Below are 16,120 nucleotides of genomic sequence, written 5' to 3'. Positions count from 1 at the left end.
GGGGGTGGACAGTGTCAGCATACAGGGGCCGAACCGGCGAAGACCGTCATGCATTTTGACGGGCTTGATCTCAATCTGCTTGTGGCGCTCGATGCGCTGCTCAGCGAACAGAGCGTTACGCGTGCCGCCTCTCGCCTTTGCGTGACACAGCCCGCAGTCAGCGTCGCGTTGCAGAAGCTGCGCGTGCAGTTTTCCGACCAGTTGCTGGAACGTGTCGGCCGCCGGATGGAGCTGACCCCTTTCGCGCAGGACCTTGCGATCCCGGTCAAAGAGCTCCTGCACCAGGTCCGCACGCTGGTGGAAAGCCGCTCGGGCTTCGATCCGCAGGTCGACAGCCGCAGTTTCCGCGTGCTGATGTCGAGCTCGATCGCGCAGATCTTCGGGGTGCCGGCGCTGCGCGAAATGCGTCGGCAGGCCCCGGGCGTCCATTGCCAGATCGACGTGTTCGTGGCGCCCGATCTGCTGCGCCGGCTGCAGGATGGCGAGATCGACCTCTGCATCCAGCTGTTTCAGCCCGGGGTATGGGACCCGGGCGGTGACCTGCTGTCGTTCTCGCACGAAAGCCTGTTTTCTGACCGCTATGTGCTGATAGGCGACAAGTCGAACCCCCTGCTTTTCGAGGGCATGAGTTTCGATGACTTTTGCTGCATCGATCATGTCGAGACACGGTTCGGCGGCAATCTCGTCAGCATCCCGGAACGCAGCCTCAGCAGCATGCCCAAGCGACCGAACACGCCCATCGTTGTGCCCACCTACAATCTCGCAATCGAGGCCGTGATCGACAGCGCAATGACAGCCATCGTGCCGCACAGAGTCGTCAGGAATGCGGGGCTGGACGACCAGCTGACGATCCTCGAACCGCCCTTCGCGATCGGCCCGCTCGAACAGAGCATGATCTGGCACAAGCGGTTTGACAACGATCCGGGCCATATCTGGTTTCGCAACCACCTGGCTGCATATGCCCGCACCCACCTGCTGCATGCTGACTAGAGGTCAGCCCTGCTGACGAATAACCTCCAAAAATATTGGCCATAAAAACAAACCATTTTTCACCCCCATGGGGCGCTCCTAGCATTTCCTCATCAGTGAACCTGCGCCCCCGGGCAGCAGGTCGGACATGCCGACCGGCACAGCCGGACCCGGACAACAGAGGATGATGAAATGAGCGCAGATCTCGCGATTGCCGCCCCCTATTCCAGTCTGACGCTCGAGGCGGCGAACGCGGCGCTTGCCGCCGGAGTGAGCGCAGCGCAGGCAATGGGCATTCCCATGTCGCTGATCGCAGTGGACCGCGCCGGGCAGATCGTCGCCACCGCGCGGATGAACGGCGCGAGCGCGATGACGCTCGATATCGCGTTCAGGAAAGCCTGGACCTCGGCCATGGCCTCGGCCCCCACCGCCTACATCAAGGACTTCGTGACGAGCGATCAGGGCTCGACCATGTCGATGCCGCATCTGACCAACTTCTCGGTGATCGCCGGCGGCATCCCGGTCATGGTCGACGGTGCCTGCGTCGGGGGGGTTGGTGTCAGCGGTGCCAGTGCCGATCTCGATCTCAAGGTTGCAGAAGCCGCGGTTGCCGCGCTGCAGGCCTGAGTTCGATGTTCTCGACAAGCTGGCAGGTCTCGCCGCGGGTCCACGCGGTTCGTTCGGACTTCAATGTCATGATCCCGATGTCCGATGGCGTCGCGGTGGCCGCGCAGGTCTTCCGGCCAGACGCGCCGGGGCGTTTTCCCGCGCTGATCGGTGTGCATGCTTATGACGCGGCGATGCAGTACAGCCCCTCACGTCCGCAGGCAGTGCAGGGGCGCAATGCCCAGGCCGAAGCCGGGGACCCGCAGTTCTATGTCAGACGCGGCTATGCCCATGTGATCATCAATGCCCGCGGCACCGGCCAATCTGGCGGCGAGTATGGTCACTACAGCCCGCGCGAGGTTCAGGACGTGGTCGAGGTCATTGCCTGGATCGCGGCGCAGGACTGGTGCGACGGGAATGTCGGCATGTTCGGCGTGTCCTATTTCGCTGTTTGCGCCAAGCAGGTCGCGGCACAGAACCCGCCCGCGCTGAAGGCGGTTTTCGCGCCCTACGGCTACACGGATTTCTACCGCGACAAGTTTTATCATGGCGGCATCCTCGCGCACAGTTTCCTGACCAACTGGTCGAAGCACCTTGCCGGCGTGCGCGTTCGTGGCTGGTCGCTGGAGGGCCTTGGCGAGGAGGAGTACAATCGGCGCCTTGCCGCGCTGCGCCGCAATCGCGACATTTTGGCGGTTCCCGAACTCGCGGCGGCCATTGCAGCGCCAGACAAGGGGGCCAATCCGCTCATCCTCGACGTTCTGCTCAATCCCGAGGACGGGCCCTACTGGCAGGAGCGCAATCCCTGCCTTGAGGACATTCGCGTGCCGATCCTGATCGGCTCTTCATGGGACATGTATTTCCTGCACCTGCCAGGCGAATTCCGTGCGTGGGAACGGATCACTGCGCCCAAGAAGATGATTGTGGGGCCGCCCGGCTATCTTGATCGGCCGGTGTACCAGTACGCGTTTGAATCGCTGCGCTGGTTCGATCATTGGCTCAAGGGCATCGATACCGGCTATATGGACGAGCCCGATGTGCGCGTGTTCGTGATGGGCGGCGATGGCCGCTGGAAGACAAGCGCCGCATGGCCCTTGCCCGAGACGGTTTGGCATCCCTTTTTCCTTCATGGCGGCGGGCTACTAAGCGAGCACGAGCATTGGCCACATGAAGGCGGGACGAGCTACGAGGACAACAACTACAACGCGCGCGGTGGCGCAGCGTTCGCGACCCCGCCGATGGTCGAGCGCACCGAGGTCATCGGTCCGCTCACGGCGACTGTCTATCTATCGACCGACCAAGCCGAAGTGCTGCTCTTTGCCTCGCTCTGGGATATCGCGCCCGACGGGACGAGCCGCCTACTCACGCGCGGATGGCTGAAGGGATCACTCGCGAGGACCAATCCCGAAACCTCGCGCCCTTGGCTCTGGCAATACGATTTCACCGATCCGCAGCCTGTAGATACGTCCGCCCCGCAGCGGTTCGATATCAATCTGGTGCCGACAGCGAACGTGTTTCAGAAAGGCCACCGGATCGGTCTGCGGATCAGTTCCTCCGATCAGGACCCTGCCGACACGCTGTTCGACATGCTGGGGCAGGGACACCTGTTGCAGCAGCAGCCTTCGTGGGTCACTGTCCACCATGATGCAGAGCACCCTTCAGTGCTGCATGTCCCGATCACGGATGGAAACCGGATCGGTACTTATATGTCTGGCGGGAGCGGCGCGGGCCGAAAGGTTGGAGCAAACCCGCCGACCACAGGCAACAGCACTTCTTGGGAGGAATGGTAGTGACCAATCCATATGCAGAACGCGCGCGGAATCTTCGTGGATTGATCGAGGAAGAAGCGGCAAAGCCCGAAAATGGGGCCACGATGTCACCTGTGGTGGTCGAGGCCTTGCGCGAACAAGGCTTGTTCTGGCTGCTTGTACCGATTGAACTTGGCGGCGCGGACGCGGCCACGATTCCATTTATTGAAATGGTCGAAGAAATTGCCAGTGCAGATGCGGCGACTGCTTGGTCCATGATGTCAAATGCGGTCGCGACAATGGTTGCTGCAACGTATTGCAGCGATGCCCACGTCGCCCGGATGTTTCGTGGTGACCGGTTGCCGATCATGTCATCGACATATGCGCCAACCGGCAAGGCGACGTTTGCGGATGGACATTATCGCGGCGGCGGAACCCACAGCTGGGGAACGGGCATCGGCCATGCGGACTGGGCTTCTGGCGCCAACGTCGTTTTCGACAATGGCGCACCCGTGCTGCAAGCGGATGGCAGACCCAAGGTTGTCGGCGCTTTTCTGCGCAAGGATCAGATCAGGCTTGCGGGCAACTGGGATGTGGTTGGTTTGCAGGCCACCGGCAGCTTCGACTATGAGGTGCCGGAACAGGACATTCCAGCGGACTGGACATTCAACCAGTACTGGACCGAACCACAACGGTCGTCGCGCTCTGCGCATCTTGGCACAATGGTAGTTGTCTGCGCGGGCCATGCCGCTGTCATGCTCGGTATTGCGCGGCGTGCGCTACACGAAGCGGCCAAACTGGGTTCAAAGAAAAAGCGCCTTTTTTCGACTGATTGCATCGCCAACACGCCGATTTTTCAGAATGATTTCATGAAGCATGAAGCATTATTTCAGGCTGCGCACGCTCTCATCCTAGATGTTTTTGCAGAAGCGGACCGATCAGCCGAGGCTGGCCACGGCGTTTCTGCTCTGCAACTTCAGCGGGTGCGGCAGGTTACGACCTGGACCCACCATGTGTGCAAGGACATTGTAAATTACGCCTTTGGTTCAGTGTCATCAGCTCTGCGCAATCCCAGCGTTCTAGGAAAATGTCTGGTCGATGCATCGGTTGCGGCCCACCACTTGATCGCAGGCCCGATGTCGCTGATCGACGCCGCGCCGATGATCATCGACAGCTGGGCACAGGACCGCATGGCATGGCAAGCCATCGCGCTCGGAACCGACGCGCCGGTGGCACCCGTCGTGGAACAGATAGAATGACCGCTATCGCCCCCTCCGGCTGTCATCAGAGCAATATGCGAATCGCCATCGTCGGTGCCGGGATGGGCGGCGTCCTCATGGCGATCAAGCTGAAGGAGGCCGGCTTTGAGGACTTCGTGATCCTCGAGAAGGGCGAGAGTGTCGGCGGGACCTGGCGGGAAAACACCTATCCCGGGCTGCATTGCGACTTCCCCTCGCACTTCTACAGCTACTCGTTCTTTCAGAACCCCAACTGGTCGCACCGGTTTTCCCCGGGGCCGGAGATCCGCGCCTATCTTGAAAGCGCGGCGCATGTCTTCGGCGTGCATGATGCGATCCGCTTCAACAGCAGGGTGGTCGACGGGCGGTGGGAAAACGACGCCTGGACGATCACGCTCGAAAGCGGGGAGACCATGGTTAGCGATATCCTGATCACCGCGACGGGCTATCTTCATGTTTCCAATTTCCCGGACATTCCCGGGCTCGACAGCTTCGCGGGTGCAAAGTTCCACACCGCGCAGTGGGACCATTCGGTCACGCTCGCCGACAAGCGCATAGGGATCATCGGCACGGGCTCGACCGCGACCCAACTGGTCGCGGAACTGGCGGGCAAGGTCGCAAAGCTCACCGTGTTCCAGCGTACACCCCAATGGGTCGCGCAGCAGGACAACCCCGCCTACACCGATGCTCAGAAAGCGGCCTTTGCCGCCGATCCCTCAATGCTTGCCAAGATGTACGAGGACGAGAAGGCCGAGATGGTCACGCTCGCCGACGGGGCCATTCTTGGCGGCAACCCTGACGCACGGGCCTATCTGGAAGCCAACGTGCGCGACAATCTCGCCCGCGTGAAGGACCCGGTGCTGAGCGCCAAGCTGACGCCCAACTACGCGCCGGGCTGCAAGCGCATCGTGATCTCGCCCCGCTTCTACGAGGCGATTCAGGACCCCGGCTGCGAACTCGTGACCGAGCGCATTGCAGGCGTCGAACCGGGCGGTGTGCGCACCGATGCCGGCGCGCTGCACGAACTCGATGTCCTTGTCATTGCCACCGGCTTCGACACGCAGGCCTATTTCCGCCCGCTGCGCCTGACGGGCGCCGAGGGCCACCGGATCGAGGATATCTGGCGCGAGCGACCGGTCGCGTTCCGCACGATGACGGTGCCGCACATGCCCAATTTCTTCATGGTTGAAGGGCCGTTCAGCCCGATCGGCAATGTCTGCGCGTTCCTGACGGCCGAGTTGCAGGTCGCGCATATCGTCAAGCTGATCAGTATCGCCGCCGAACAGGGCGTGGCGCTGGCCCCGCGTGAGGATGCGACTGCGGCACTGCTGGCGACCTATCGGGACGCGGCGCGCAAGACGATCTGGGCGACCGGCGGCTGCGTCAGCTGGTATCAGGATTCCGAAGGCGTTCCGACGCTCTACCCATTCCCGAACCAGACCTTCGAGGCGGAAATGACCGCTGATCCGAATCTGGCGGAATATGTGGTCACGCCGCGCCATGCGCAGGTGACGCCATGAGCGGGCGTCTTGCCGGCAAGGTCTGCGTGATCACCGGCACCGGTGGCAGCATGGGCGGTGCCGCTGCCGGGATTTTCGCCCGCGAAGGGGCCAAAGTTGTCGGCTGCGATCTCAATGCGGAGGCGGCGCGGGCCTGTCTGGAGCGGGTTCATGCGGCGGGCGGTGCGATGGTCTCGCTCGAACCCTGCGACTTGCGCGATGTGGCCGCCTGCGACGCGCTCGTCGCGCTGGCTCTGGAAAGGTATGGCAAGATCGACGTCCTGTTCAACAATGCCGCCGATGCGCAGATTGGCTGGATCGAGGACCTGACACATGCAGCCTTCGCCGCCACGCTCGATGCCGAAGTCCAGATCGTCTTCAACCTGACCAAGGCCGCCTGGCCCGCGCTGAAGGAGCGCGGCGGGTCGATCATCAACATGGCCTCGGTCTCGGCCTGGATCACCTACAAGGCGCTGCCGGGGCTTGCGCATTCCGCTGGCAAGGGCGCGGTCCTTTCAATGACCCGCCACCTCGCGCTCGAAGGCCGGCATCACGGCATCCGGGTCAATTCGCTCTCGCCGGGCCTGATCGAAACCGGGGCGACCCGCGCGCTGCTGCAGATGCCCGAGTTTTCGGAGGTGATGCTCGACAAGATCATGCTTGGCCGCGCCGGCCAGCCGGAGGAAGTCGCCGCCGCCGCGCTGTTTCTCGCCTCCGACGAGAGCAGCTTCATGACCGCGGCGGATATTCGCATCGATGGCGGCACAACGGCGTGGTGAACGAAAGGCGGGAGAGCTGACATGGCGGTTTTGGGTGTTGCGGGATTTGCGCTGGAGGTACCGAACTTGGATGCCGGGCTCGCGTTCTACCGCGCGGCAGGGCTCGTGCCGGATGTTGTCGGGGACCGGGCAACGCTGAGCTGCCCCGGCGGCCAGACGCCCTGCGTCACGCTGGTTCGAGCGGGTACGCGCATGCGGCTCCACCACGTCACCCTGCGCGCCGATGCGCTCACCGAGATGGCGGCGCGCGTCCACGCGCATGGCGGCAAGGTGGTGGATGCCCCCGCCGGGTTTGACGCGAACGGCCTTTGGGTCAGCGATCCGCACGGGGCGCTGTTCCATCTGGTCGAGCTCGCACCCGAACCGGTACCGCCCACCGGCCCGCGCTTTGCCATCAATGCGCCCGGCGAGATCGTGCGAGTGCGGCAATCGGCCATGGCGCCTTCGGGCAGCTACCCTCCCCCGCGCCCGCGCAAGCTGGGCCATGTCGCGCTTTTCACCCCCGATGTGCTCGCCAGCGTGGACTTCGTGACCGAGGCCTTCGGCATGGCCCTCGCCGACCGGGCGCAGGATGTGGTCGCCTTCTGCTGCGCGCGGCGCAGCAGCGACCATCACGTGCTTGCGTTTGCCAAGTCGCCGGGCATCGGGCTCCACCACGCGAGCTTCCAGGTTGCTGATCCCGACGAGGTCGGCCGCGCGGGGCAGGCGCTGGCGAACGCGGCTGGTCGGGGACACTGGGGCTTCGGCCGCCACACCATCGGATCGAACTTCTTCCACTATATCCAGGATCCGTGGGGTTCGTGGTTCGAGTACTACTCCGACATGGATTTCATCGACGATCACGCGCTGTGGACGCCGACGGTCTACGGAATGGAAGACGCCATGGCCAACTGGGGCCCGCCGGTCCCGGCCGATTTCGTGCACAACTACCAGGCCGAGGGCGGGCAATGAGCGGCCCCGCCACCGTCCCTGCGGGAGACCTGCCATGAAGATTGCCTCGTTTGATGCGGGTGACGGCCCTGAAACCGGCGTGGTGATCGGGAACCGCATCCATTCGACCGGCATTGCCGGTTCGATGATCGATCTCATCGCCCAATGGGACAAGGTCAAGGACGCGGTTGCGGCCAATGCGGAGCGCGATCCCGGTCTGGTGCTGGATGATATCCGCCTGCTTGCTCCGGTGGCGCGGCCGGGCAAGATCTTCGCGATCGGGCTCAACTATGCCGACCACATTGCCGAAAGCGGCCTTGGGACGCCCGAGAAGCAGGTGTGGTTCACCAAGGCCGTCACCTCGGTCAACGCGCCCGCCGACCCTATTTTGATCGCAGCGGGCACCTCGGCGGTCGATTACGAAGTCGAACTCGTCGCGGTCATCGGCAAGCGCGGCAAGCACATCGCCCGGGAAGACGCTGCGGCCCACGTGTTCGGCTACTGCGTGGGGAACGACGTCACCGAACGCGCCTGGCAGCATGCGACGGGGCAGTGGTCGCTGGGCAAGTCGTTTGATACCCATGCGCCGATCGGGCCGTGGATCACGACGACCGACGAAGTTGGCGATCCGCACAGCCTCGACCTCAATTGCACAGTTAATGGCGAGGTGCGCCAGTCCTCAAATACGCAGCACCTCGTGTTCGATCTGTGGGACCAGATCGCGCATCTGTCGCAAGCGATGACGCTTGAAGTGGGCGATCTGATCTTTACCGGCACGCCCGGCGGCGTGGGGGCGGCGATGAAACCGCCGCGCTTCCTCAAGGCGGGCGACATCGTCCGCTGCGAGATCGAGCGGCTCGGCGCGATCGAGGCTGTCTTGCAGGATGAGAGACAGGCCTGATGTCGGTCCGTGACTGCGATGTCCTGATCGTCGGTGGCGGTCCGACCGGGGTCACCCTCGGCCTGTTCCTGGCCGCTGCGGGCATCTCGACGATCATCGCCGAGAAGGAGCGGGCCATCTATCCGCTGCCGCGCGGCGCGCATATCGATCACGAGATCGTGCGCATCCTGCAGAATGTCGGGGTCGCCGAGGCGGTCATGGCGACGAGCAAGACCGGCGGGCGCTACGAATTTCTGACGGCGGATCGGAAAATCCTCCTTAGCTTTGATTGGACCGCGCCGGGGGCTTCGGGCTGGCCCTATTCGAACATGATCCATCAGCCATCGCTCGAGGGGGCGCTGCGCAGCCGGCTCGCGAGCTACCCCAGTGCCGCCTTGCAAGCCGAGTGGGCGTTCGTCTCGATGGAGACCGGCCCGCATGGTGTAAGCGCTCATTTTGAGACACCTGCCGGCCCTGAAACGGTGCGGGCGCGCTTTATGGTCGGGGCCGATGGCGCACGCAGCCCGGTACGCGAGGCGGCTGGCATCCCGGTCGACGATCTCGGCTTCGACGAGCCCTGGCTGGTGGTCGATACGATCGTCCACGATGCGGCCCGCCTGCCCGATCGCAATTTGCAGGTCTGCGATCCCGCCCGCCCGACCACCTGCGTGATGATGGGCAATGGCCGCCACCGCTGGGAATTCATGATCAAGCCCGGCGAGCAGAGCGAGGATGTGCTTGATGACGCGTTCATCGCCGATCTGCTCAGGCCCTGGAAAGTCGAAGGCGCCGTCACGCTGGAACGCAAGGCGGTCTACCGCTTCCATGCCCGGCTCGCAAAGCAATGGCGCGCGGGTCCGGTTCTGCTGGCCGGCGATGCCGCGCACCAGATGCCGCCGTTCGCGGGGCAAGGCATGTGTTCGGGCATCCGCGATGCGGCCAATCTCTGGTGGAAGCTTGTCGAAGTGATCAAAGGTGGCGCGGACGAGCACCTGCTCGATGCCTTTCAGGCCGAGCGCGAACCCAATGTGCGCGGGATTGTCGACATGGCGATCCTGATGGGGCGCACCGTCTGCGTGACGGACCTCGCGGCGGCCGCCGAGCGCGATGCAGCCATGCTTGCCGATCGCGCCGCCGGGCGCAGCCCCGATGCCCAGGCTGGCTATCCCCCGATCAGCGCTGGACGGATTCTCGGCGGAAGCGCAGGGGCTGGAGCCTACTTTCCGCAGCCGTGGTCGAACGATGAGCCCGCCCTCCGGCTGGACGACGTGACCGGCCCTGGCCCGATGCTGTTCAGCCGCAGCGGCACCGTGCCCGCTGGCAACAGCGGCGTGCGGGTTATGGAACTCGCCGATCCGTCCATCACCTTTGCGAAGTCAGCCCTCGAAGACTGGCTCGTCCGCCATGATGCCGATGCCGTGCTGGTCCGGCCCGATCACTACGTCTTCGGCAGTGGCGATCCGGCCCGGCTGATCGCGGCATGGCAACCCTGAGCGGCGTTCCGCCGCCACCCCAAGAACACCCCTGAGAGGAACACCCATGGAAAATTCACCGTCCGGCCAGACCCCACCGCCAAGGCGGGTGCTGGTCGTGGGGGCTACCGGGTTCCTTGGCGCCAAGATCGTCGCTAACCTGCTGCGTGATCCAACGGTCGCAGTCCGCGCGATGTCGCGCAAGGGCGCGCCAGCAGATGCAGCGCCCGGCGCGGAATGGGTGCGGGGCGACATGATGGACCCCGCCTCGCTTGACCACGCGCTTGAAGGGGTGGACGTGGTCGTAAGCTCGGCCAACGGCTACATGAAGGAAAGTATCGAGATCGACTTTGCCGGCAACCGCAACCTCGTCGAGGCGGCAGCGCAGGCCAAAGTGCAGCGCTTCGTGTTCCTCAGCATCGTCGCCTGCGAGCACGCGGCGGATGTGCCGCATTTCCATGCCAAGAAGGTGGCCGAGGACCTGATCATGGCAGCCGGCGTGCCCTATGTCTTTGTGCGCGCCCCTGCCTTCCTCGACCAGAGCGCGGACTACATCGCGAATGCCGTGAAGGGCGGCAAGTTCTATGCGGTCGGGGACAAGAGCACGCGCTGGTCCTATGTCCTGACCGACGATCTTGCCGCCAATCTGGCAACCGCAGCGGCCTGGCCGGGTGATGAGATCACCGGCCAGACGATCGATATCGGTTGGCGCGATGGCCCGCAAAGCCAACAGGAGATCGCCGACACTATCGGGGATCTCCTTGGCAAGCAGCTCAAGATCTGGACCGTGCCATGGGCGGTGTTCAGCGTGCTGGTCCGGCCGATCAGGCTGATCTCGGAACTGGGCTACGATCTCATGCGCATGTTCCTGTTCTTTCGGCGCGGCGCGTTCGTGTCCGACATCGCGCTGCAGGAGCGCTTCTTCGGCCCCGCCCCCTCGTCACGCGATGCGCTGTCGCGCTGGATCAAGGCCAACGGCCTGCTGTGATCGCGGTGTCCGGACAAACGGCGGCGCCGATCCCCATGCTCGCAAGGAGACTAACCGATGTATCCGCTTGAAGACGGCAGCTTTGCCCCGCGCAATCAATGGTATGTCGCCGCCTGGTCGCAGGAGATAACCCGCACGCCGCTTGAGCGGGTCATTGTGGACAACCCGGTCGTGTTTTATCGCAAGGCGGACGGCGGGGTTGCCGCTCTTGCCGCATTCTGCCCGCATCGCGGCTTTCCGCTCGCCAAGGGCGACGTGATCGCTGACGACATCGAATGCCCCTATCATGGACTGCGTTTCGGGCCGGACGGCGCCTGCACACTCATTCCCTCGCAGGATGTCGTACCCGCCGCATGCCGCCTCAGGGCCTACCCTGTCGCCGAACGCTGGCAATGGGTCTGGATCTGGGTGGGTGATCCGGAGCTTGCCGACGAAGCGCTGATCCCCGATCATCTAGCGGCCAAGCTGACCGATCCCGCCTATCGCAATGCCGGGGGCAACTACTTTGAGGTGCCGGGCCGCTATGTCCTGCTCCACGACAATCTGCTCGATCTCAACCATGTGCCCTATCTGCACAAGGCGACCTTCGGCGGCGACGGCGGCGGGGCGGTTCAGGTCCCGGAAGTGATCGCGGCCGAGACCACCATTTCCTGCGTCTTCACGCAGCCGGAGATCGATTGCCCGCCCTTCCTTGCCACACTGTTCGGCTATTCCGGTCCGGTCTCGCGCAAGTACGTGAGCTATTTCTACGCCCCTTGCCTGCATGTGATCGTCGATTCCATCAGCCGGCTTGATCCGGAGACGGGGGCGACCGAGCCGCTCGGCGATCTGCTCCACATTCATGCCGTCACTCCGGCTACTCCAACCACCGCACACTACTTCCAGGGTGAAGGTCAGAATTTCTCGCACACCGAACCTTGCCTCTCGGAAGCGTTCCGCTCGAGCGAGATGGTGCGGGCAGCGCTTGAGGAGGATGTCTCCGCAACGCTTCTGATCGAACGGAGCATCGCCATGAACCGCGGTCAGCTGTCCGAGATTCTGCTCAAGGCCGACAAGGCCGCGGTGTTGGGGCGCCGTCTGCTGCAGGCGTTGATCGATGCCGAGGCGCCAGCAGCGGTCTGATGCAAGCGTCTCATAGATCGCACAAGCCGGGGGAACTCCCGGGCGAAGCCGCGCGGCACAAGGGCTCTGACCACAACGGCACTACCGATAACCGAGCAGCATTATCGGCATAAATATAAACAATTTTTGCAAGGCACGGGCGCTGCCTAAGCCGGTTGCATCAAGGAAGCAGAAGTTTCCGGACACGGTCGGTGGAGGGCCTGAAATGAGCATACGTGTACCAGCGGGCGCATGCCTGGCAGCCGTCGCCTTTTGCCTCGCGGCACCCGCGCAGGCCCAGTCGGCCGCCGGAGCCGAGGCGGACAGCTCCGCGACAACCGGGGTCGCCGATATCGTCGTCACCGCGCAGAAGCGCTCCGAGCGTATGCAGAGTGTGCCGGTCGCGGTTTCGGCATTTTCGGGCGACACGCTCGCCGCCAAGGGGGTGAGGTCGATCACCGATCTCGGCGCGATCACGCCCGGGCTGGTGATCCCGACCGCGGGCATCGGCGGCTCGCCCCGCATCCGCGGCGTCGGCACCCAGATCTCGCAAGGCGGTAACGAAAACTCGGTCGCGATCTATGTCGACGGCGTCTACTATTCCTCGCCCGGCTCGGATGTCATGTCCTTCAACAACATCGCACAAGTTGCGGTGCTCAAGGGACCGCAAGGCACCTTGTTCGGACGCAACGCGACCGGCGGCCTGCTCCAGATCACCACGCGCGATCCAGGCAAGAGCTTCGAAGGCAGCGCGCAGGTCGGCTATGGCAACCTAAACACCATCACCGGCAGTGCCTACCTCTCCGGACCGCTGAGTGGCGGCCTCTCCGCCGACATCTCGGTGGACTACAAGAACCGCCAGGACGGCTTCGGCAAGAACCTGTTCAACGGCCTTGACGTGGGCACGATGGAATCGCTCTCGGTGCGCAGCAAGTGGAAGGCCGAGCTGGGCGAGGCGACCAGCGCCACGCTGATTTTCGATTACAGCAAGCTCAAGGGCGCCTTCCCGGCCTATCGCCCTGTTCCGGATGAGTTGCCGCTTACTGGGCAGCCCTTTGCCGGCCGCAAGTTTGACGTGAATTCCGACGTTCAGCCCTTGGCCGACAATGAGGACTACGGCGTCAGCCTCAATCTCACCCACGAGTTTGCCGGGGCGAAGCTCGTCAGCATCTCGGCCTATCGCCACGGCGATTGGAAGTTCGCGTTCGATTCCGAATCGCTGCCGCTGCCGATCCTGAGCGCCAATGGCGGGGTGCCGAACAAGGCGTTCAGCCAGGAACTGCAGCTGATCTCTAACGGGTCAGGCCCGCTGAGTTGGGCACTCGGTCTCTATTACTTCAATCGCAAGAGCGGCTTCATTCCCGCGCACCTCGTCGCCCCGGCGCTCGGCTTCCTGCAGGACTTTTCGACCTACCAGGACACGGAATCGTTCGCCGGCTATGGCCAGGCGACCTACAAGGTCAGCGAAGCAACCGCGCTGACGCTCGGCCTGCGGCTGACCAGCGAGACCAAGTCTTACTTTGCCGAGGGCGTGTTCCGCAATCTCTCGCCCGCGTTCAATGTCCCGCTGGGGCCAACGTCGGACAGCAAGAAGGTGACCAAGCTCACCTGGCGGGCAGCGCTCGACCATCATTTCACCAAGGATGTCATGGTCTATGCCTCGTACAACCGCGGCTTCAAGAGCGGCGGCTACGATCCGACCAGTGTCGCCGTAGCTTCCTATATCCGCCCCGAAGTGCTCGATGCCTTCGAAGTCGGCCTGAAGAGTGATCTGCTGGACCGCCATCTGCGCATCAACGCGGCGGGATATTACTACAGTTTCAAGGACATCCAGCTCAACACCTATCTCAACGGCCTGCCTGCGGTCTACAATGGCAAGTCCGCCAAGATCTCTGGTTTTGATCTCGATGTGACTGCCATTCCCGTGACCGGTCTCACTCTGACCGCCGGGCTCGGCTATGTGCACGACCGGTTCGACGATTTCTCGATCGCCCGGACAGCGCTTGTGCCGACCGGCGGCATCACCCAGCTCGCCAACATCAGCGCCAAGGGCAAGCGCCTGCCCAATACGCCAGACTGGACGGTCAATCTCGGCGCGGAATACAAGGTGCCGATCGGCTCGGCCAATTTCGCCTTGGCGGCGGACTATTTCCACTCGACCAAGTGGTTCAGCGATCCGGAAAATCGCCTGGCGCAGCAGGCCTACTCGCTGGTCAATGCGTCAGCTACGCTCTCGTTCGCACAGGATCGCTACAGCGTGAAGGCATGGGGCCGCAATCTGGGCAACGTCGCTTATGCAAGCCAGCTCTTCCCGCAGGTCCCTGTCGCCGACGTCGTGGCCTACGCCGAAGGCCGGACGTTTGGTGTAACGCTGGGCGCCAAGTTCTGATCGGCACAAATGCGCTGCTGAGAGGCGCTCGATGAGCAAGGTCTTCCCGGATGCGGCCTCGGCGCTTGAGGGGCTGCTGCGAAACGACATGCTCATCGCAGCGGGCGGGTTCGGCCTTTGCGGGGTGCCGGAGCGGCTGATCGACGTGGTGCACGACAGCGGTGTTTCCGGCCTCACGATCGCCAGCAATAATGCCGGCCTTATCGGGCAGGGTCTCGGCAAACTGCTTGGCAGCCGGCAGATCCGCAAGATGATCGCGAGCTATGTCGGCGATAACAAAGAGTTCGAGCGCCAGTACCTCGCCGGGGAACTGGAGATCGAATTTGCGCCGCAAGGGACGCTCGCCGAACGCATGCGCAGCGGCGGCGCGGGTATCCCGGGGTTCTATACCAGAACCGGCGTGGGAACCCTGGTGGCCGAGGGCAAGCTGACGATGGTGTTCGATGGCGAGGAGTATCTGCTCGAACGCGGCATTGTTGCCGATCTGGCGCTGGTCAAGGGCTGGAAGGCGGATACCGCCGGCAACATGATCTTCCGCAAGACGGCGCGCAATTTCAACGTGCCCGCCGCCCAATGCGGTCGGATCTGCGTTGCCGAAGTGGAGGAGATCGTCGAACCGGGCGCGCTCGGCGCGGACGCCGTCCACCTGCCTGGCATCTATGTGCACCGCCTGATCTGCGGGGCGCCATATGACAAGCCGATCGAATTTCGGACCACGCGCACACGGGATGCGGCCTGATGGCCTGGACACGCGATCAGATAGCCGCCCGCGCCGCAAGGGAACTCCGCGACGGCGACTTCGTCAATCTTGGCATCGGCATCCCGACCCTCGTGGCCAATCATGTGCCGGAGGGAATGACGGTGACTCTGCAAAGCGAGAACGGCATGCTGGGCATCGGGCCATTCCCCTTTGAAGGCGAGGAGGACGCCGACCTCATCAACGCGGGAAAGCAGACGATCAGCGAGCTGCCACAATCGACCTACTTCGATTCCGCGCAGAGCTTCGCGATGATCCGCGGCGGCAAGATCGACCTCACCGTACTGGGAGCCATGGAAGTTTCGCAGGGAGGGGACATCGCCAACTGGATGATCCCGGGCAAGATGATCAAGGGCATGGGCGGCGCCATGGATCTTGTCGCTGGCGTAAAGCGGATCGTTGTGGTGATGGAGCATTGCTCCCGTGATGGCAGCCCGAAGTTCCTGCCCACCTGCACCCTGCCGCTTACGGGGCGCAACGTCGTAGACCTGATCATAACCGATCTCGCTGTGTTCGAGCGGCAGGATCGTCAATCGCCGTTTCGGCTGATCGAGGCGGCACCGGGTGTGACAATCGACGATATTGCTGCATGCACGCCAGCAAAGTTTTTGCACTAGGCTACGGATTGCGACAGCTGCCGAATGCTATTTGCAACACGAATTGCCGCCAATCCTGAGAGAGGTCCTGAAAGCGATCAGGTGGCGGGTGGTCTAGGCTGTGTTGACAAAGGGGATTCCCAAATCGTGTAGGTTCTGATTCAAGGT

14 protein-coding genes are annotated in these 16,120 nt (G+C 63.3%); all 14 read left to right on the top strand.

The annotated features are described in order from the left end of the window. The first annotated feature begins 48 nt into the window (after window positions 1–48). Window positions 49–990, top strand: coding sequence for a LysR family transcriptional regulator (locus WCL10_RS18540; RefSeq protein WP_336897131.1), 942 nt, complete (start codon window positions 49–51; stop codon window positions 988–990). Window positions 991–1,161: 171 nt separating this feature from the next. Then, window positions 1,162–1,596, top strand: a complete 435-nt coding sequence (locus WCL10_RS18535) for a heme-binding protein (protein WP_336897130.1) — start codon at window positions 1,162–1,164, stop codon at window positions 1,594–1,596. A 5-nt stretch (window positions 1,597–1,601) separates the two neighbouring features. Further along, window positions 1,602–3,365, top strand: a complete 1,764-nt coding sequence (locus WCL10_RS18530) for a CocE/NonD family hydrolase (protein WP_336897129.1) — start codon at window positions 1,602–1,604, stop codon at window positions 3,363–3,365. After that, the gene (locus tag WCL10_RS18525) at window positions 3,365–4,582 is read left to right on the top strand and encodes an acyl-CoA dehydrogenase family protein (RefSeq protein WP_336897128.1); all 1,218 of its coding nucleotides are present in this window, start codon (window positions 3,365–3,367) and stop codon (window positions 4,580–4,582) included. Before WCL10_RS18530 ends, WCL10_RS18525 begins: the two co-directional genes overlap by 1 nt. Next, the gene (locus tag WCL10_RS18520) at window positions 4,579–6,081 is read left to right on the top strand and encodes an NAD(P)/FAD-dependent oxidoreductase (RefSeq protein ID WP_336897127.1); all 1,503 of its coding nucleotides are present in this window, start codon (window positions 4,579–4,581) and stop codon (window positions 6,079–6,081) included. The genes WCL10_RS18525 and WCL10_RS18520 overlap by 4 nt, the downstream gene beginning before the upstream one ends. Then, window positions 6,078–6,839 (top strand): SDR family oxidoreductase, encoded by a 762-nt coding sequence (locus WCL10_RS18515; protein ID WP_336897126.1) that lies wholly within the window; start codon window positions 6,078–6,080, stop codon window positions 6,837–6,839. The genes WCL10_RS18520 and WCL10_RS18515 overlap by 4 nt, the downstream gene beginning before the upstream one ends. A 21-nt stretch (window positions 6,840–6,860) precedes the next feature. Beyond that, the gene (locus tag WCL10_RS18510) at window positions 6,861–7,790 is read left to right on the top strand and encodes a VOC family protein (RefSeq protein ID WP_336897125.1); all 930 of its coding nucleotides are present in this window, start codon (window positions 6,861–6,863) and stop codon (window positions 7,788–7,790) included. A gap of 34 nt (window positions 7,791–7,824) precedes the next feature. After that, complete coding sequence (locus WCL10_RS18505; protein ID WP_336897124.1) at window positions 7,825–8,670, top strand: fumarylacetoacetate hydrolase family protein; 846 nt, start codon at window positions 7,825–7,827, stop codon at window positions 8,668–8,670. Then, the gene (locus WCL10_RS18500) at window positions 8,670–10,142 is read left to right on the top strand and encodes a bifunctional 3-(3-hydroxy-phenyl)propionate/3-hydroxycinnamic acid hydroxylase (protein ID WP_336897123.1); all 1,473 of its coding nucleotides are present in this window, start codon (window positions 8,670–8,672) and stop codon (window positions 10,140–10,142) included. Before WCL10_RS18505 ends, WCL10_RS18500 begins: the two co-directional genes overlap by 1 nt. A 46-nt stretch (window positions 10,143–10,188) precedes the next feature. Further along, entirely contained in the window at window positions 10,189–11,109 is a 921-nt protein-coding gene (locus tag WCL10_RS18495; RefSeq protein WP_336897122.1) for an SDR family oxidoreductase, read from the top strand. A gap of 57 nt (window positions 11,110–11,166) precedes the next feature. Then, a complete protein-coding gene (locus WCL10_RS18490; protein ID WP_336897121.1) occupies window positions 11,167–12,231 on the top strand; it encodes a Rieske 2Fe-2S domain-containing protein in 1,065 nt (354 codons plus the stop codon). Between the two features lie 205 nt (window positions 12,232–12,436). After that, entirely contained in the window at window positions 12,437–14,599 is a 2,163-nt protein-coding gene (locus tag WCL10_RS18485; RefSeq protein ID WP_336897120.1) for a TonB-dependent receptor, read from the top strand. Between the two features lie 31 nt (window positions 14,600–14,630). After that, the gene (locus tag WCL10_RS18480) at window positions 14,631–15,338 is read left to right on the top strand and encodes a CoA transferase subunit A (protein WP_336897119.1); all 708 of its coding nucleotides are present in this window, start codon (window positions 14,631–14,633) and stop codon (window positions 15,336–15,338) included. Continuing rightward, the gene (locus tag WCL10_RS18475; RefSeq protein WP_336897118.1) at window positions 15,338–15,973 is read left to right on the top strand and encodes a CoA transferase subunit B; all 636 of its coding nucleotides are present in this window, start codon (window positions 15,338–15,340) and stop codon (window positions 15,971–15,973) included. Before WCL10_RS18480 ends, WCL10_RS18475 begins: the two co-directional genes overlap by 1 nt. Window positions 15,974–16,120: the final 147 nt, after the last annotated feature.

It is taken from the genome of Novosphingobium sp. (assembly GCF_037133355.1).
GTDB lineage: Bacteria > Pseudomonadota > Alphaproteobacteria > Sphingomonadales > Sphingomonadaceae > Novosphingobium.
The sequence above is the reverse complement of the archived record's forward strand: the minus strand, read 5'-3'. Positions and strand labels throughout refer to the sequence as shown.